The sequence below is a fragment of the Sulfuricaulis sp. genome, assembly GCF_040901545.1.
Classification (GTDB): Bacteria; Pseudomonadota; Gammaproteobacteria; order Acidiferrobacterales; family Sulfurifustaceae; genus Sulfuricaulis.
The window spans coordinates 49,197-67,703 of record NZ_JBBDYL010000005.1; the positions used below are offsets into that span (position 1 = coordinate 49,197).

12 protein-coding genes are annotated in these 18,507 nt (G+C 58.9%); 2 read left to right on the forward strand and 10 right to left on the reverse strand.

Translation table 11 applies throughout. The annotated features are described in order from the left end of the window. Positions 1-9 precede the first annotated feature (9 nt). From rsmA to WD823_RS01350, 4 genes are all read right to left on the reverse strand, one after another. Positions 10-792: a 16S rRNA (adenine(1518)-N(6)/adenine(1519)-N(6))-dimethyltransferase RsmA gene (rsmA, locus tag WD823_RS01335; RefSeq protein ID WP_368427680.1), complete on the reverse strand. Its 783-nt coding sequence runs from the start codon at positions 790-792 to the stop codon at positions 10-12. After that, complete coding sequence (pdxA, locus tag WD823_RS01340; protein WP_368427681.1) at positions 789-1,766, reverse strand: 4-hydroxythreonine-4-phosphate dehydrogenase PdxA; 978 nt, start codon at positions 1,764-1,766, stop codon at positions 789-791. The genes rsmA and pdxA overlap by 4 nt, the downstream gene beginning before the upstream one ends. A gap of 41 nt (positions 1,767-1,807) precedes the next feature. Then, positions 1,808-3,157 carry a peptidylprolyl isomerase gene (locus tag WD823_RS01345; RefSeq protein ID WP_368427682.1) on the reverse strand — a complete coding sequence of 450 codons (1,350 nt, stop codon included), beginning with the start codon at positions 3,155-3,157 and terminating at the stop codon, positions 1,808-1,810. Positions 3,158-3,327: 170 nt separating this feature from the next. Further along, positions 3,328-5,568 (reverse strand): LPS-assembly protein LptD, encoded by a 2,241-nt coding sequence (locus tag WD823_RS01350; protein WP_368427683.1) that lies wholly within the window; start codon positions 5,566-5,568, stop codon positions 3,328-3,330. Positions 5,569-5,673: 105 nt separating this feature from the next. On the opposite strand from WD823_RS01350, the gene WD823_RS01355 reads away from it, so the two are divergent. Then, on the forward strand, positions 5,674-6,669 hold the full coding sequence (locus tag WD823_RS01355) for an aminoglycoside phosphotransferase family protein (RefSeq protein WP_368427684.1): 996 nt from the start codon (positions 5,674-5,676) through the stop codon (positions 6,667-6,669). Between the two features lie 36 nt (positions 6,670-6,705). Further along, the gene (gene murU, locus WD823_RS01360) at positions 6,706-7,392 is read left to right on the forward strand and encodes an N-acetylmuramate alpha-1-phosphate uridylyltransferase MurU (RefSeq protein ID WP_368427685.1); all 687 of its coding nucleotides are present in this window, start codon (positions 6,706-6,708) and stop codon (positions 7,390-7,392) included. 806 nt (positions 7,393-8,198) lie between these two features. Here the strand turns inward: murU and WD823_RS01365 are convergent. The 6 genes from WD823_RS01365 to WD823_RS01390 form a co-directional block, all read right to left on the reverse strand. Next, positions 8,199-8,870 carry an NrdJb gene (locus WD823_RS01365; RefSeq protein ID WP_368427686.1) on the reverse strand — a complete coding sequence of 224 codons (672 nt, stop codon included), beginning with the start codon at positions 8,868-8,870 and terminating at the stop codon, positions 8,199-8,201. Positions 8,871-8,957: 87 nt separating this feature from the next. After that, positions 8,958-13,514 carry an LAGLIDADG family homing endonuclease gene (locus WD823_RS01370; RefSeq protein WP_368427827.1) on the reverse strand — a complete coding sequence of 1,519 codons (4,557 nt, stop codon included), beginning with the start codon at positions 13,512-13,514 and terminating at the stop codon, positions 8,958-8,960. 350 nt (positions 13,515-13,864) lie between these two features. Continuing rightward, positions 13,865-15,439 carry an AAA family ATPase gene (locus WD823_RS01375; RefSeq protein ID WP_368427687.1) on the reverse strand — a complete coding sequence of 525 codons (1,575 nt, stop codon included), beginning with the start codon at positions 15,437-15,439 and terminating at the stop codon, positions 13,865-13,867. Between the two features lie 48 nt (positions 15,440-15,487). After that, on the reverse strand, positions 15,488-16,420 hold the full coding sequence (locus tag WD823_RS01380) for a carbohydrate kinase family protein (protein ID WP_368427688.1): 933 nt from the start codon (positions 16,418-16,420) through the stop codon (positions 15,488-15,490). A gap of 190 nt (positions 16,421-16,610) precedes the next feature. Then, entirely contained in the window at positions 16,611-17,684 is a 1,074-nt protein-coding gene (locus WD823_RS01385) for an AbrB family transcriptional regulator (protein WP_368427689.1), read from the reverse strand. A gap of 23 nt (positions 17,685-17,707) precedes the next feature. Further along, on the reverse strand, positions 17,708-18,430 hold the full coding sequence (locus WD823_RS01390) for a TVP38/TMEM64 family protein (RefSeq protein WP_368427690.1): 723 nt from the start codon (positions 18,428-18,430) through the stop codon (positions 17,708-17,710). Positions 18,431-18,507: the final 77 nt, after the last annotated feature.

Below are 18,507 nucleotides of genomic sequence, written 5' to 3' on the forward strand. Positions count from 1 at the left end.
GTATTGGAATCAAGGGGTGGGCGCTGCATTACTCAGCGCGGCGAATTCGGCCAGCGTCAACGTTTCGGCCCGTCGAATCGGATCAATCCCCAGGCTCAGCATCTGCTCCGGGGGCAACAGCCCCGTTAAATTGTTGCGCAGGGTTTTGCGGCGGCTGGCGAAGGCGGCGCGCACCACGGTCGCGAACCGCTCGGGATCGTTGACCGATACCGGCGCTGCCACGTGCGGCGTAAGGCGAACCACAGCAGAATCCACCCGGGGTACCGGTTTGAAGGCGCCGGGCGGCACGTCGAACAATTTTTCCACCGCGCAGCGGTACTGAATCATGACCGAGAGCCGGCCGTATTCCTTTCCGCCCGGCGCGGCGCTCAGGCGGTCCACGACCTCCTTTTGCAGCATGAACAGCATGTCCCGGATACAGGCATGCTGATCCAGCACGCGGAACAGCAGCGGGGTGGAGATATTGTACGGCAGGTTGCCGACGAGCCGGTGCTTGTTGCCGGGTTCCGCCAGCCGGCAGAAATCGAACTTGAGGGCATCGGCCTGATGCAGCGTGAGCCGGTCAGGGGGGAAGCGGGTGTTGAGGGTGGCCACCAGATCGCGGTCCAGTTCGACCGCGTCCAAATGCGCCACGCGGGCAAGCAATTCCCGGGTCAACGCCCCTTGGCCCGGGCCGATCTCGATGATCCGCTCACCCGCTTTCGGGTCCAATGTCGCGACGATGCGTTCGACGATGCTCCGGTCATGAAGAAAATGCTGCCCGAAGCGTTTCCTCGCCCGGTGATGCGTCATTGAATCAGCGCGCACGCCGCATCGATGGCGGCGCGCAGGCTGGTGGCGTCCGCGCAGCCGGTGCCCGCCAGTCCCAGCGCCGTGCCGTGATCCACCGAGGTGCGCACGAACGGCAGGCCGAGCGTGATATTGACCGCGTGAGCGAAATCGCGGTGCTTCAATACCGGCAGTCCCTGGTCGTGATACATCGCGAGTACCGCGTCCACGCCCACCAGCTGCGATGGAATGAAGGCGCTATCGGCCGGCACCGGACCGCGCAGGTGCATACCCCGCCCAACCAGTTCCCGGATCACCGGTTCAATCACTTCGATTTCCTCGCGCCCGAGATAACCGGATTCGCCGGCATGCGGATTCAGGCCGCAAACCTCGATATTGGGCTGTGCCACATTGAATTTTGTCCGTAGATCGCGATGTAACACCTCGAGCACCGCCGACAAGCGTTCCCGGGTGATGTGCCGGCTGACTTCCACCAATGGCAGATGCGTGGTGACCAGCGCCACGCGCAGGGAGGGGCAGGCGAGCATCATCACCGGGTGTGGCGCGCCACTGTGCTCCGCCAGAAATTCGGTGTGCCCGGAGAAGGCAATCCCGGCGTCGTTGAGAATCCCCTTGTGCACCGGCCCGGTAACCAGCGCATCGAACTCGCCGTCCCGACATCCTTTGATGGCGATGCTTAACGTTGCTTTAACGTAATGGGCGTTGGCCACATCCAGCTGCCCGGAAATCACGGGACGCACGGTCTTGACCGGCAACACGAAGACACCGGGTTTTGAATGGGCGCGACCGTTCCATTCGTGGGGTGAGAAGGGCAGACGCAGTTGTTGCGCGCGTTCACCCATGACCATTGGGTCGGCGATCAGCACCAAGGCACAGTCCGGGGGGTCCTGGGAAAGTTGCACCGCCAGGTCCGGCCCGATCCCGGCCGGTTCGCCGGGCGTGAGGGCGATGACGGGAATGTTCAGGAATTTCTCCACGGCGTTCTGGTTATGTCAGCACGGTTCTGTGGACAGACACATCAATTCACGTCTTCCTGCACATATTCCACATACGCCTCATCGCGCAGCTGGCGCACCCATTGTTCAAAGCGTTCATCGGCCTTGCGCTTGTGGATCTGCTGGCGCGCGTTGGACACCTGGCGTTGCTGGGTAACGTCTTGCCGGCGGCGGTCCAGCACCTCGATGATGTGTAGGCCGAAGGAGGTGCGAACCGGCTGGCTCAGCTTGTTGGGCGACAAGGCGTTCATGGCCTTTTCAAAGGGCGGCACCAATTGGCCGGGATTGACCCAGCCGAGATCGCCGCCGTTGGCGGCCGTGCCGGTGTCCTCCGAATGCGCGCGCGCCAGGGCCGCAAAATCATCACCGTTTTCGATGCGTTCGCGCAGCGCCAGCAGCTTGTTGCGCGCCTCATCCAGCGACTGGATTTCACTCGGCCGCAACAGGATATGACGGACATGGGTTTGGGTCACCGACTCGGTGTGGGTATCGCCGCGCTGGTCGTTGAGTTTCAGGATATGGAAGCCGTTCGGACCGCGGAGCACGTCACTGATCTCGCCGCGCGCCATGTTTTTGAGCGCACCGATAAACAGTTCGGGCAATTCCCCCGCTTGCCGCCATCCGAGGTTCCCGCCCCTCAGCGCGTCCGCGCCCTGGGAATAACTTACCGCCATCTGCTCGAAGTTGCCGCCTGCTTTCAGTTGACGATGAATATCCTCCGCGCGTTTTTTTGCTGCTTGTATCGCCTCGGGCGAGGCGGTCTCGGGAATCCCGATCAGGATATGCGCGAGTTCATACGACACCCCCATGTCTGCCTGGCTTTGAGGATTTTCCAGAAAATTATTGATCTCGGTTTGCGTGACGTTTATCCGGTTGGCTATTTCGCGATCTTGAAGTTGCTGGAGCATGATCTGCGCGCGGATCTGCTCGCGGTGTGACGCAGCGTCGATCCCGCTTTTTTTGAGGGTATCGCGAAATGCCTCCACGCTCAGGTTGTTGCTCCGGGCGATGGATTCAATGGCCTGATCCACGTCGGTGTCGCTGACGCGGATTCCGAGCTGGGCGGCAAGCTGAAGCTGCAGGCGTTCGAGCACCATTCGCTCGAGCAACTGTTTTCTGAGCACGGGGTCCGGCGGAGTCTTGATTTTCTCCAGTGCGAGCTGTTTCTTGGTGTCATCCAGCCGATGGCTCAGTTCGCTGTCGGTGATGACGTCCTGGTTGACGATGACGATGATGTGGTCGATCTCACGGGGAGACGACCGTTCGGGCGCGGCGACTGTCAGCGTGGTCGGCACCAACAGCGCCAGCACCGGCACTATCCAACCGGCGGCGATTGATTTGGCGGCAAGATTCATATTTCGGTTTGTGGACACGGGCTGTATGGCTCTGAAACGGGGCTGAAACGACGCAAGGATAACACGAACCCGCCAGCGGAACCCGTGGGGAAGGTAGCGCGATTCCAGGGTGTCGGTCCGCTTGGGAACATGTCTCTCGAATAAATCTGCGTTGGCCTTGCCGCAACCCATCCGTCCCCGGCTGTTCGCTAGGGAACGGAGTATCCTGGCGCCGCGTAGCGGGACGGGAACGAAAACACGCTCTCGCGCAACGGGCTGTCGGGGACTCGACCGAGTTTGGAGAAGCCGGTTAATTGCAATTCGAACAAGATATGCGTGGCCTGGATAGGGGCGCTGTTGGCGTCAAACGACAGCCGCCGTCCCGCCAAAAGGCGCAGCGCCCAGCAGCAAGCGTTGTATTCCGCCCCGACATAGCTTTCCACGTTGTGGCGGTCCCGGCGCGAATACAGCGAACGGCCGCGGAAGGTCCAGCGGCCGGCGATCGGCCACTCCGCCGATATATCCGTTTGTTCCAATTCACCGCGCGAGAAACGCTTGCCGGCGTTCACGATGCGGTCTTTCGCGGGATTGTATTGGAGGTAGTAGTTGTATCTTTGCGCGTGACTTTCCTGCCTGTTCCACTGGACATTGGCGCGGGCATGCCAATTGCCAACCAGAGTGGCCGAGGTTTCCCCGGCGATGTCCGAGGCCGCGGCGCTGGTGGTCCCGGCCGGGAGGTTGACCTCGCGATCGGAAAAATAATAGATCCGGCCGATGCTGGCGCGGGCGCGCTCGCTGCCGTCTTCCTCGTCGATGAAGCGCGTGGTCACGGCGGCCGTGATCTGGTTGGAATCGCCGATGCGGTCGCCGCCCGCGAAGCGGTTTTCGCGGAACAGGTTGGCGAATGTAAGCTCCGGCAACCCCGTATCGAAATTGGGCAGGTTGTCCTGGTTCTTTCCCGGGATGTAAAGATAGAAGAGCCGCGGCTCGAGAGTTTGGGTATAGCGTCGCTCACCCCACCGGGAGTCGCGTTCGAAGAATAACCCGCCGTCGAGACTGAAAACCCCCCGTGACAGGGACGGTGACTCGTCAACCGATGCGTCCTTGAGGTGATAGGCAAGGTTTCGCACGCCGATTTTAGGGGTGAGATAACTGTAGCTGTTGGCCAGCGGGAAACCAACGGCAGGACTCAAGCTCACTCTTCTGCCGCTGACACTGGCATCACGCTCAAAATAACTCGCTTCACTTTCGAAATAATAATTCACGCGGTTCGGCATCACGGGTCGGTTGAGCAACAAGTTAAGCTGCGGCAAACGTGCGTAAGGACGCGCGGCGGGCGGGATGGTACGGTCGATGGTTTGGTAATCCGCGGCACGGGCGCCGAATGTCCACAGCGGGCCGCGGTAATTCAGCTCGGCATTCTGCGGCAAATGAGTCTGGCTGGTGACGCCGAGGTGGTCGCTGAAATCTTCCAAGTAGTTTTTGTCCGAGATCCCGCGCACATCGATATAACCTGACCAGAGCGGATTGAAAGCATGTTTGTGCTGGTAGATGCCCGACGCCCGATTATCCCCATTCTCCAGTCGGTCACCCGCAAGCACTTCGAATTGGAGTCTGCCTTCCGAGCGCGGGGTAAGGTAGCGAAATTCGTTTTGTAACTGCAATCCGTGATTGGACATGTACCGTGGCGTCACGGTGGCATCGTAATCGGGAGCGAGATTGAGGTAATAAGGCGCCGCTACTTCCGCCCCGCGTTTGGTGGAATATCCCAGTTGTGGAATGAGAAATCCTGACTTGCGTTGATCTGATATCGGAAAAGAGAGATAGGGCAGATAAAAGACCGGCACGCCCAGAAAATTCACGGTGGCATGATAAGCCTTGCCAATGTCTTCCTCGGTGTCGAGTTTCAGTTCGCGAATATTCAGAAACCAGTCGTTTTGGCCCGGCACGCACGTGGTGTAGCGCACGCGCGTAAGACGGGTATCGTTCGGTCCTTCAAAGTCAACCCGTTCCGCGTCCCCCCTGGCCTGGGCATCCTCCAGATAGAAACGGCTCGGACCGGTGTAACCGGTGTGGGTATCAAGATTAAAATGCGTCTCGGATGTCTCGAAGCGGGACCCGGCGTGATCCAGGAGGGTGACGTCACCGGAGGCGTCCACCTGGCCAGTCGATTTTTCATAGCGCAGATAATCGCCGCTCAGGGATTGCAGGCCCCGGCGCAATTCCACATCGCCGGTGAATTCGCCGACATCGCCCAACGTGGAGCGCAGCTCCCGTGCACGAATCTCCGTAGGCAGATCCACGGGAGGGCGGGGCTTGACGCGTGCGGACAGGCGCGGTGGCCGTTCGGGGCATACCCCTTCCTCTACGGCCTGTGCCACCGGATTGCCCCCCGCTGCCATCATGCTGATCAGGCACAGGCGAGCGAGAATGGGACGCGGCTGCAGCATGGGAACCAGCGTGTCATTGTTTTATGATGGGAGGCATAAAATTGCATACTATGTATTCCCCATCAAGTGATTCCGGTACCACGGGCCACCGGCGCAGGGCCGCTTTTGGATAATCGAATCGTCGCACTCAAGCAGTGGAGCGCTCGCGCACTCGGCACGGATAAGTTCGACGTACAGCCGGCCACGGCGGATGCGAGCTTTCGGCGGTATTTTCGCATCAGCCTGGGTCAGCAGACCTTTATCGTCATGGATGCGCCGCCGGACAAGAACGACATGCATGCCTATGTCGCCATTGCCCGCCGATTTCATACGCTCGGCCTCAACGTCCCGGAGGTGCTGGAAGAGGACCACCGTCTCGGGTTTTATCTTGTCACGGACCTGGGCGATCGGGTGTACTTGAATAATCTCCATGAACAGACGGTCGAACGTCTGTATGGCGATGCCATGGAGGCCATGGTGCTGCTCCAGACAGGCGGGTTATCCGCCACCGCCACCCGCTTCCTGCCTGACTATGACGAAGCGCTGCTGTGGCGGGAAATGGAGATCTTCCGTGAATGGTATCTGGAGCGCCATCTCGGAATTAACTTGTCCTCGCGTCAGCAGGCGGTGCTCGATCAGACGTTTGTCCTGTTGGTGCGCGAGGCACTTTCACAACCGCGGGTGTGGGTGCATCGTGATTTCCATTCGCGCAATCTTATGGTCACCGCGCAAAACAATCCGGGTATTCTCGATTTCCAGGACGCGGTTCTCGGTCCGGTGACCTACGATCTGGTGTCATTGTTGCGTGATTGCTACATCCGCTGGCCGCGCGACCGCGTGGAAAGCTGGATCCGGGACTATCAGATGCTGGCGCGCCAATCCGATATCGCGGTTGGGGGGGATGATGCGCTATTTTTACGCTGGTTTGACCTGATGGGCGTGCAGCGTCATATCAAGGCCACGGGGATTTTCGTGCGGCTGTGCCATCGCGACGGCAAGCCGGGCTATCTGCCGGATATCCCGCGTACCCTGGGTTATGTATACGAGGTCAGCGTCCGCTACCCGGAACTGCAACCGTTCCTGACGTTGATGCAGGAACTCAAGCTCCCGGGAGCTGATTAAGGTGACAATTCATCTGGGAGCACACTGGAGGTGCTGATGAAAGTCATGATCCTCGCGGCCGGTCGGGGAGAGCGCATGCGCCCGATGTCGGATACCGTTCCCAAGCCATTGTTGCCGGTTGGCGGCAAACCGTTAATCGTTCATCTGGTCGAGCGGTTGGCGGAAGCCGGATTTCGGGAGCTGGTCATCAATCATTCTCATCTCGGGGAAAAATTCCCGGCTACCCTCGGCGATGGCCGCCGATATGGCGTGCACATCGCTTATTCCCACGAGGCAGGCGGCGGACTCGAGACCGGCGGGGGGATCTTCAAGGCGCTTCCCCTGATCGACACCGATCCGTTTGTGGTGGTCAACGGCGATATCTGGACCGATTTCCCGTTCACACGTCTGCCGTCGAAACTGGATGGACTGGCGCATCTCGTGCTGGTGAACAATCCGGATCATCATCCGCAGGGTGATTTTTCGCTGCAACACGGTCGGCTTCTGGCCGCGGGGGAGTCGCGGCTCACGTTCAGCGGAATCGGTGTTTATACGCATGCGCTGTTTGCGGATTGTCACCCCGGCAAATTTCCACTCGCGCCCTTGCTGTTTGCGGCCATGGCGCAAGGCCGGGTCAGCGGCGAACATTACACCGGTCGCTGGTGCGACGTGGGCACGCCGCAACGGCTCGCGGCGTTGAATCAGGAATTGCGTGACTCCCGGAGTCCTAACCCCCGTTGTTAACAATATCGGCGCAGGCCATCGGCCGGATCGCCTAAAAAATCCATAAAAATCAGATGGATATAATTACTGTGCCAGGGAGGGTTGGTTATTGAGAAAATAACCGGGCGGGAACGTCGTCGTGGAAGACAGATACGGCGACCCGGACAATAAAAAACCGGTAACACCTCGCCACCCGTAATCATCGGGCGGGTGTTACCGGCATGTTGCCTGCGAAGGCGGTCAGGGTTATCCGATGCTGCGACGTCATCCCGCGCTCAGCGCGGGTCGCCCGGCTGCACGGAATCCCCCTCGCCGTCGGGTTATTTCTTTTTCTTAGCTGCTTTTTTCTTTGCCTTTTTGGCCATGATAAGCTCCTTTGGATTGTGGTTAAGGGACTTGCAGGGGGAGTCAGGGGCCAACAATCCCCGACCTTACTGCGCGTTGCCAATGAAAAAAGACAGTCTGAGACCGTCTTTTTACGGATTCCGTGGAGGAGCGCACGACGCGGGAGGTCGGCGCATTTGAATTCACGAGGAGAACGGGAAGAACTGAACCTGGCAGCCATGCTCTGCCGCTGGTGGGTGCCGTATGTTTGCTACCGGTTGTCGAGCTTCGCAATCGATCCATTAACTCTTGGTTGATCCTAGTTCCGCCCGCCGCCGCGCAGGTGTCTTTGCGCTGGTGCGGCAACTCGCCATCTGGGCGGTAGCATCTGTGTTCAATAAACACTTCATGTTTAGCACATCGACCCTGTGTGTCAAGACATTAAGGCAATGGAAAAAAAATTGCAAACAGTTTTTTCGAAATTTTTCGCGCGTCTCGAGTCGTCATCCGCACTTCGAGTCACCGCAATTGAGACAGGTCATGCAACCATCCATCATGATGACGGCCTTGGTGGAACACTTGACGCAAAGTAACGCGTCGGACGGAAATACGCTGGCCTCGCCGGCGATAGTTTCCGGCACGCCGGCGCGTTTTTTCAGTTCGGCGAGCTTCTCGGCGATGATCTGCTGGCGTATTGCATCCGGTTGCTCGACGGGAATGAGGCCGATCAACTTCAGATGGCGCTCGATGACATCACCCAGCTCGGCCACGAGCGAAGGGGTGTACTTGCCTTTCTTGAAATAGCCGCCGCGCGGATCGAACACGGAGTGGAGCTCTTCAACCAGGAAGGTGACGTCCCCCCCTTTGCGGAAGACGGCGGAAATGACGCGGGTTAGCGCCACCACCCACTGGAAATGGTCCATGTTTTTTGAGTTGATGAAGATCTCGAAGGGCCGGCGCTTCTCATGGGGTGTGTCCGGGTTGAGCACGATGTCGTTGATCGTGACATACAGGGCGTGCTCGGTGAGCGGGGTCTTGATCTTGTAGGTGGAGCCGACCAGCATTTCGGGCCGTTCGAGCTTCTCGTGCATATGCACGACGTTGCTCTCGGCGCGCAAGGGCTCCTCCTTGATGACCTCGTAGCCCATGATTTTTTCGTTGATCTTGATAGCCATGTTTAAACTCCGTGAGACGTGATTCGTAAGTCGTGAGTCGCTGGCGGCCTGTCGTGACACGGTTCACGACTCACAATTTACGGTATTTCAGAACCGCCCGTAATAGCCTTCCTTGAGGGCGTCGTACAGGTTGGCGGCGTTATGGACCTCGCCGTCGTATTCGATTTCCTCGTTGCCCTTGACCTCGATCACCTCGCCGCTCTCCAGCTGGAAGCGGTAAGTGGTGTTCTCGAGATCCTTGTCTTTCACCAGCACGCCCTGGAAGGCCTGGGGATTGAAGCGGAAGGTGGTGCAGCCTTTCAGGCCCTGCTCATAGGCGTACAGATAGATGTCCTTGAAGTCCTCGTACGGGAAGTCCGTGGGAACGTTGGCCGTTTTGGAGATGGAGGAGTCCACCCATTTCTGCGCCGCCGCCTGCACGTCCACGTGTTCGCGCGGCTTGGTGTGGTCGGCGGTGATGAAGTAGTCCGGCAGCCGGTTGCTTCCGCCCTCGGCGTCCGGGTCGGCGTCGGGGTTCACCAGGGAGCGGTAAGCCAGCAATTCGTAGGAGAACACCTCGACCTTTTCCTTGCTCTTCTTGCCTTCGCGCAGGACATTACGGCTGTACTTGTGAGCGAACGACGGCTCGATGCCGTTGCTGGCGTTGTTCGCGAGCGACAGTGAAATGGTGCCGGTGGGCGCGATCGAGGTATGGTGCGTGAAGCGCGCGCCCTTCTCGGCAATGCGGGAGGTGAGCGACGCGTCGAACTGCTGCATGTAACGGCTGTAGCGGGCGAGCAGTACCTTGCCTTTGATGCTGTCGCCGACTTTATAACCGTGCTGGCGCATCTCCGGGCGTTTGACGAGCAATTCCTCGGTAACGGTGAACTCGTCCTCCATAATCGGGGCCGGTCCTTTTTCCTCGGCAAGCTCAATGCCCACTCTCCAGCCCACCTCGGCCATCTCGCGCGCCACGCGCTCGGTGAACTCGAGCGACTCGGGCGAGCCGTATTTCATCTTGAGCATGGTTAATGTCGAGCCCAGGCCCAGGAAGCCCATGCCGTGACGGCGCTTGTAGTGAATTTCATGCCGCTGGGGTTCGAGGGGCAACCCGTTGATCTCGACCACGTTGTCGAGCATGCGGGTGAACACCGCCACGACTTCACGATACTGCTCCCAGTTAAAGCGCGCCGCGTCGGTAAACGGTTCTTCCACGAACTTGGTCAAGTTGACCGAGCCGAGCAAACACGAGCCGTATTGCGGTAAGGGCTGCTCACCACAATTCCCTGTCACCAGGCCGTTGAAGACAAGTGTGTTATGGTCAGACTGCGTAGTGTCAAACACGGCTTCCTTGCCGATATAGCTGATCTCAGTAATTTTCGCGGTGAAGGAATCCATTCGCTGCAATGCGCGGTCCTGTGCCCATACACGGTAACGATTGTTTTTGGTTTCACCTAAGAAACCGATCTCGCGCATGAAGCGTTCGCGTGACTCGCTACCAATGATCAGTTCGTAGTCGGCACAGCAGTGGTACAACTTGTTTCCGCCCTTACCATCCGGCATAGACCGCTGCGCAGCCTCGCGCCGCTTATGGATACGGCAAAAGATGCCAAAGTTTGCCAGCAAGGTTTGTACTTCTTTTAGCAGGTCCGGATGGCTAGAAGCTAAACGAATCGTGCAGCAACTATTACTCTCGGTCGCATTCACTGTCCCATCTGTTTGGAACAGCCCACGCAGATACCCTTTGACGCAGTCCTCGGTGCCACGCCAGATGACCCCGGGTACTTTGTATTTGGTCGATGCGGTGAACCCGTAATGCTCCAGGAAACGCGCCAGCAGCACGGAGCGGAGGAAGACATGGTGACGGTCGGGCACCGCCACAGGCTCTACCCGGTAGGCGCGTGGTCTTACCGCCAGACCAGCAATCAGGGTATTGATATAACCGGCCACGACCGGTGCCAAGGCACGGTCTTCGTTCCAGAAATTAACGATGGCAGCCTGTTTACCCTTGCCTCGGTTGGTAAAGTGCCCATCACCGGCGATGAGACCGATAAGTGCTCCGAGTTCGGCATTGCCTTCTTTTCCGAATTGCCCTTTTCCGGACTGCACCAGCAGCTCGTCGCCCGGACGCAGGTCTTTGAGTTTGATCTTGCCGCGCTGAGTGTAGAAGTCGTGCCACGCAGTGGCCTTGATCTCGTACCCGTCCGCCGTCTGCACCCGGTAAACATCGGCTTCTTGAGCGGTCATGAAGGCTGGCACGGCCGGCCGTACAGTTGTGCAACGGCCATCCTGCCCAAGGGCGCGCACGTCAACCGTTGCTTGTAGCGGGACGCCGGCGGCATATAGCTCGCCGATGGGAACCAGGCCGTACTGTGTATGCAGGCGCGTGTCTGCCGTCACGCAAGGGTTGGTGGCGCGGATGTTTTCACAAAACCAGTTGTTGTTCATCTCGTTGATCTTGTCGATCAGGATGAAACCGGGCTCCGCGTAGTCGTAAGTCGAGGCCATGATCAGGTCCCAGAGGCGGCGTGCCGGGAGGGATTTGTATACCTTGCAGGCTACCTGGCCAAGGTTGTTGGTGATATAGCCTTCGGTCACCGGCCAGTAACGCCAGACAATATGCGACTCGGGGTCTTCGTATTCATGCCGGTTGACGGGGAACAGCAGATCCCAGGTTGTGTTCATTTTCACGGCTTGCATGAATTCATCGGTAATGAGGCACGAGAGATTGAATTGTCGCAGCCGCCCGTCCTCGCGCTTGGCACGGATGAAATCCATGATGTCCGGATGTGCAATGTCGAACGTGCCCATCTGGGCCCCGCGCCGCCCGCCGGCGGACGAGACGGTGAAACACATGGCGTCGAAGATATCCATAAAAGAGAGGGGACCGGAGGTATAAGCTCCGGCCCCACTCACAAACGCCCCTTTGGGGCGGAGGGTAGAGAACTCGTAACCGATTCCACAGTTATGAATCGTGACTAGGCCATTATTGCCGGCCAAGTAGTTGTTGTGCTTCTCGACAGTGAAGTCGTAGAAGGTCTCGGGCAGATCCAGGTTGCGCTGGATCGCCTCCACCGGACGCAGCGTGCGGGCAAGGCCGATAAGGGGGCGAAGGTTCGGAAAACGCGCTTCCCAGCGATCGAGCCAAATGCGGCTGACCGCGCGTGCCCGGTGGTAGCCGTGGTAGAAGCCCAGTTTCTGGCGCTCGACGTGGCCGAGTCCGGGGAGCTCCTGTTCCAACGCCTCATGGAGGGTCTGCGGCAATACATAGGTGTCGTACTGGCCCGACTGTGTGGCGCACTTGAGAATGCGTCCGCGCTTCCCGCTGTCGGCCATATGTTCGGCGACCTTGGCAAGAAACTCCGAGTCGCTGATCTTGAGCATGGCGCCGCCGTGGTCGTTGACAACATGACCGTTGTAAACATGCGGGCGCGGCGTACGCAGCGTGATCGCACCGTGGATGCCGAACAGGGCGAGCAGGCTTTTAAGCTCCTCGGCGAAGTCCGGGTTTTGCATGGCGATGCCGGCGCTGCCGGTTTCCCTACTGACCGTGCCGTCGGTATCGATGAGACCGGCCAGGAACGGGAGCAAATATTTCTCGGGGTTGGTCTTGATCCAGGCCGGCACCCGCAGCGTGTCCGACTTGGCGCCGATCTGATGGTCAATGAGCCCGGCGGCGTTGGTGGCCTCGAAGCTCGCGACGGTGTAGTCCCATACCGGCGTGCCGTTGGCGGTGGCGGTGGCGACGACCTTGGCCTGGGCGCCGCAGAAGGATTGGAAAAACGCCGCGTAGCGTTCCACCACCTCGCGCTCGGCGGCGCGGATTTTGAAGACCAGCCGTTTACCGTAGGCTTGGGCGCGCGCGGCCCAGGCTTGGCGCGAGGGTTTATAGGCCATGGCCTTGGGATAAGCACTGCCATCGCCCAGGTGCGCGCCGGCGAACCATGCCTCGAGTGCGCGCGCCGGTTCGGCGCTCCACGCGAAGTGGTGATGCACCAGGGCGTCATCGGTGCGGACATCGTCGGCCCGCGTGTAAATCAGCTTGCCATGCCGATAAACCAGCACCGGGTGTTTGATCGAAGTCTTGAGTGAGGCACCGTTCGAGACGATCTCGATATTCTCGGCGCGCGGCACAAGCGTGGTGAGGTGCCGCAATATGGTCTGCATCTCAAACCGTCCGGCGTCGCGGTCGTAGCACAGGATTTGCGCATGGCGCTCGGCGACCGCCCGATCGGCGGTGACCAAGCCGCGCTCGGTGACGACCCAGGTGCCAGGGGCGACGCAGCCAGCCTTCAGCGTCAGGCCGGCCTCGTGCACCGAGGACAGGATCCCGTCCATGGAATCCGGAACCGCTCGGGATACCGTGCAATTGATAGTGCTGGTGGCGGGTTTATGCTCCAGGGCGCCGGCGTTGGAAATGATGCGCCCGGCCGGAATCGCCCCGTTTTGCAGGGCCCAAAAGAATTTTTCGAACCATTCCTCGCGTTTTTCCGGGATTTCCTCGACATCGGCCAAGGCCCGAGCCACGCGGGCGTAGGTTCCGGTAATGTCCTGGTCCAGGGCTTCCCCGGTTTTGCTCTTTAAGCGGTATTTTTTGTCCCAGATGTCGAGCGAAGCGGGTTGTATGGAGATTTCCGTCCTTAGGTCCGTAGGCGCGCCATCCATGGCGCACTTCTCAGTGATAACCGGGTTTTCTGCTTGTAATTGGACGACCTTCATTGATTCCTGTCCTCCGGTGCCGGCAATATTTGTCGGGCACACAACGTGCCTGTTTATTGGGTGTAATACTAGGTGTCGGGCCTGTAACCTCGGCCAACCACTACATATTGTAGTTTTAGCCCCAACAGGTGGGAGATGTCAAGATTGCAATTTTCAAAGAGTTGCTTCGGGCACCGGAGCAGCGCTTTCCTTTTATATAGGTACCGATAGTCGAATGGGGTGAGGCGATCGGCCCTCAATGGTTAACCCGGATGCCAGAGACAGGTTAACGGGCTGCAGGGGAAGCCGCGATACCGTCAGGAGGTGCCGGTCAGGCTGTTCATTTTTTGCACAAGGCCGCCGATATCGCACGCGGCATCGGGGCTGACGGTTAAGGCAACGCGCTGTTCATCGACCGTGAGCGGCTCGCGAGTGGCCAACTGGCGCTGCAGCACCGCGAGGCTTGCTTCGGATACCTCCCGCGATTGCCGGACGCGTTGCCGTAAACGCTCACGGAGTAAACTTTCCGGTGCCTGGAGATCAAGGATCATGCAGGGCACGCGCAGTTCGTGCGCCACGGCACGCAGTCGTTCGCGCTGGTTGCGCTTGAGAAAGGCGGCATCCACCACCACCGAATAACCGGTCGCCAAAATCGAACGCGCAAGTTCCGCGAGTCGCGCGTAGGTCTGGCGGCTGGATTCCGCTGAATAGATTCCCTGATCCACATCCGATCCACTGCGCGCATGCGGCGCCAGTCCATGCAGGCGCTTGCGTTCGATATCGCTGCGCAGACGGATAACATCCCAAGCCTCCAGCAGTTGCTGTGAGAGCCAGGTCTTGCCGCTGCCCGAGAGCCCATGGGTAACGATCAGCGCGGGATGAAGCGGTTGCGTATAACGTTCAGCGAGATCGGCGTAACCGAGATATTCCACGCCCGTTCTCTGCTTTTCCTGTTCGTCCAGCCCCTCCTGACTTAACCGGATACAGGCGACCTTGGCGCGCACCAGCGCCCGATAAACCTGGTAGAAACGGTACACCGCGAGACCCTCGTAGTCACCGGTAAATTCCAAATAGGCATTCACCGCGCGACGGGCCAGATCGGAGCGCCCGCGATCATCGAGGTCCATGGTCAGAAACGCGGTTTCACCCATGGTGTCGATCCAGCGCAGATTTTCATTGAACTCGAGACAATCAAATAATATCACGCGTTCATTCAGCCAAATCATGTTAGCCAGATGCGCGTCGCCATGACACTCGCGTATGAAGCCTCGGCGTTTGCGTTCGGCGAATGTATTTTTGAGCAAGGTAAAAGTTCGCATGCTCCATGTTCGCAGCCGCTGCAGCTGTGCGCGATGACGTGTCTCGATCCTCGATTCCATCTGCTCGAAGTTTTGGCGTACCGGTTCATTGACATGATCCGGATCGCCGAAGGACTTGTCATCGCCGGCAATGGCGATCCGGCCATGAAACTCGGCGAGCTCCTGAGCCAGCAAATCGATGTGCCGTGGTTGCAGCTCGCCGCGCGCCAGCATCCGGTCCAGTCGCGCCGATTCCGGGAACTGGACCATCTTCACCGCGTATTCGATGGCGACCCCGTTTTCATTTACCCTCGGGGCGGATTCCGATCCGGTGATCGCCACCACCCCGAGATACAATGCCTCGGCCAGTCGCCGGTTAAGACGCCATTCCTGCTCGCAATAAAAGCGGCGTTTCTCAAGCGTGCTGAAATCGAGAAAACCGAGATTGACCGGTTTCTTGATTTTATAGGCATAAGAACCGGTCAGGATGACCCAGGAAATGTGCGTTTCGACAATGTGCATTTCCCGCACGGCATGGTCGTAACAGTCCGAGTGCAGCAAAGCCTGCAGCAGAGGGGGAAGTCGGGTTTCCACGGAGCGTCGCTTCCTCGGCAGATCGGCGGCGGGTCATTCCCGCGGCAGCTACCAACTATAACCGAAGCTGTCGCAGAAACGGACGGCGAATTCGTCGTGGGTGATACGATGATTCTGAGTGCCGTGGTGTGCGATTTTGATCGCCCCCATCAAGGCGGCAATACGGCCCGTGGTTTCCCAATCCATATCGCACGCCAAGCCATATAGCAGCCCGGCGCGGTAGGCATCGCCGCAACCCGTTGGGTCGTTGATCGTTGCCGTGGGCACCGCCGGAATTTCAATGATCCGCCCAGCCGTGTAAACGCGCGAACCGCGCGCGCCGAGCGTGACGATCAACCCTTTCACGCAGCCCGCGAGGTGGCTCAGGGATTTTCCGGTGCGTTCCCGGAGCAGCTCGGCTTCGTAGTCATTCAGCGTAACCCATGTCGCTTGTTCCAAAAAACGCAGTAAATCCTCCCCATCGAACAGCGGCATGCCCTGTCCGGGATCGAATATGAACGGAATGCCGGCCTCGGCGAATTCGCGGGCATGCTGGACCATGCCTTCACGCCCGTCCGGTGAGACGATTCCGAGTTTTACTCCATGGGCATTTCCGACGTGTGTCTCCTGGGAACGGTTCATGGCGCCCGGGTGAAACGCGGTTATCTGGTTGTCGTCCATGTCCGTGGTGATGAATGCCTGGGCGGTATACGTGTCTTCGCACATCTTGATATAGCGGCGGCTGATTTTGTGCCGGTCCATCCACTCGGCGTAGGGCCCGAAATCCCGGCCCACCGTCCCCATCGGCAGGGGTTCACCCCCGATCAACTTGAGGTTGTAGGCGATATTGCCGGCGCAGCCGCCGAATTCACGGCGCAGTTCCGGGACTTGGAAGGAGACATTCAGGATATGAACCTTGTCCGGCAGGATATGATTCTTGAACTGGTCCTTGAAGACCATAATGGTGTCATACGCGAACGAACCGCAGATTAAAGCCGCCATGCCTGGATCCAGTCGGTATTCATTTTTTGCGTGCACCTCTTGTCATGCGGGTTGGAATTGTCCGGTGCGTTGAATCCGTTTGCAACCCGATACGCTGAAAAGCGCGGTCTGACTGGCCGGCCGTCTCGAACCGGCCGGCGCTCACGCGATCGCCGCCATGACGACACCCTGCCGGCCATTCTGGAAGGCATCAGTCTGTGCCTGACCCTTTGTGTTTGAGATTTGCAGAAATCCGTCGCATGACTTTGAACAAGGGCCCGGTCGCGGTTACGAGCAGAACAACCCGGGTGACATGAAACGCGGTCACGAGGGGGACACCTAGTTGTAGCACCTTGGCGGTGATCCCCATCTCGGCTATGCCACCGGGTGCCGTCGCCAGGATCAGGGTAGGAATGGGTATTCCCGTGAAGAAGGTCAACACGAGCGCGAACAATGCCGAGAGAATCAGCGCGATGCCGATGCTCAGCAACAGACCCAGAAGATATCGCCGGGCTTTGAGCATGAAACCCCGCTCAAAACGCGCCCCGAGAACACAACCGATCAGCAGCTGGCCCAGATTGGACAAGGGAACCGGCATGGCGGAAAGGTCTGCCTGCATGACCGTAACGGTAATGCTTGCGAACAACGGTCCCAACATCCAGGCGTTCGGAATTTTTGCCAACGCGAGCAACCCGCCGGCGAAAGCGCATAACGTCAGCAGCAGTGCCAACCCGGGGTAACTGACCTGGCCTGGCGATGGTTGATATTGATCCGCGCCGTGGGCGCCGGAGTACGTCAGAATCGCGGGGATCAACACCACAACCAGCAGGATACGAAGCGACTGAGCGAGCGCGACCTTGTCCATGGCGGCGCCGAAACGGTCTCCCAGCACCGCCATTTCAGCCGCCCCGCCGGGGACGCTGGCGAAAAAGGCCGTGGTTTTGTCGACACCTGAAAAGCGGGACAGTAAAAATCCACAAATATAGCTGAGCAGGATCGCGAAGACGGCGGCCAGCAGCATGGTCACCGCGTGAACGGCGAGGATGCTGACGACCACCGGAGTGAAATAGAGTCCGAGCGCGCAGCCGATGATGAGCTGGCCGGTCTGGCGGCCTCCCTGGGGCGCGTCCACGCCGCCGCCGCTTACCTTTCCGGCAACCATTGCCAGCAAGGGTCCAATCATCCAGGGCAATGGCGTTTGTATCCAGCTGCAGAAAAATCCGCCCGCCAGGCATAGCAACAAACCCTTAATGGGATGAATCAGTCTGTCTCGGTACGACGACATTGAATTCTAAAGTTGATGAATTCTTACTTGCTGGGTTTATTTTTTTTTTGCGTGTCCTTTCGCAGGGCGCCGGCCATCCGTCGAAAGGCATGCTCGATACGATCGTGGTAGATCATGACGATCAAGATGATGACGAGACTGAGGCCGACGATCGTGAACAGCGCGCCATAACGCGCATCGCGAAAATAGGCGCCCCCCATGGTGAGCAGGATCGTGCCCAGCAGCCGTCCAGATGCGGACACCAGCAGAAAATCACGTTGCCGCATGTGGCCCAGACCCAGCAGGTAGCAGAGGAAATCTTTGGGGAACCCCGGTATCAGAAACATCAAGAAGGCCAGCAGCAGACCCTTGTGTTTCATCACGTAGTCATATCGCTCGATGGTTTCCGCTTTGACCAATCGTTCCACCAGCGGCCGTCCCAGAATTCGGGCCAGCATGAACGCGACCCACGACCCGGCAGTTAAACCGATGGTTGAATAGACAACGCCCCACAATGGGCCGAAGACAATTCCGCCGACGAATCCGGAAACCTCGCCGGGGACGGGCGCGGCCACAACCTGAACGGTTTGCAGGCCGATAAAGATTACGACCGCATAGGCCTCGTGATCCCTGATGAATTCGAGAAAATGGCGTCGGTTGATGAATAAATCGAACAGCCCGGAGGCATACAGCCCGTAGGCGATACCGCCCATGACCGCGCACAGCAGCAGAAGCAGGAGGACCGATTTTTTGTCCAGTTTGAGCATGTGATGTAATCCGCGTTTCTGAGGACGAAAAATCGATCCTTATATTTTTCGCCGAGGTTGGCGCGTGCGGATCGTGC

Bases quoted from the DNA above. Each gene is read 5' to 3' on its own strand.
- rsmA (WP_368427680.1), bottom strand. From the start codon at position 792: ATGACGCATCACCGGGCGAGGAAACGCTTCGGGCAGCATTTTCTTCAT.
- WD823_RS01350 (WP_368427683.1), bottom strand. From the start codon at position 5,568: ATGCTGCAGCCGCGTCCCATTCTCGCTCGCCTGTGCCTGATCAGCATG.
- murU (WP_368427685.1), top strand. From the start codon at position 6,706: ATGAAAGTCATGATCCTCGCGGCCGGTCGGGGAGAGCGCATGCGCCCG.
- WD823_RS01365 (WP_368427686.1), bottom strand. From the start codon at position 8,870: ATGGCTATCAAGATCAACGAAAAAATCATGGGCTACGAGGTCATCAAG.
- WD823_RS01370 (WP_368427827.1), bottom strand. From the start codon at position 13,514: ATGGATGGCGCGCCTACGGACCTAAGGACGGAAATCTCCATACAACCC.
- WD823_RS01380 (WP_368427688.1), bottom strand. From the start codon at position 16,420: ATGGCGGCTTTAATCTGCGGTTCGTTCGCGTATGACACCATTATGGTC.
- WD823_RS01385 (WP_368427689.1), bottom strand. From the start codon at position 17,684: ATGTCGTCGTACCGAGACAGACTGATTCATCCCATTAAGGGTTTGTTG.
- WD823_RS01390 (WP_368427690.1), bottom strand. From the start codon at position 18,430: ATGCTCAAACTGGACAAAAAATCGGTCCTCCTGCTTCTGCTGCTGTGC.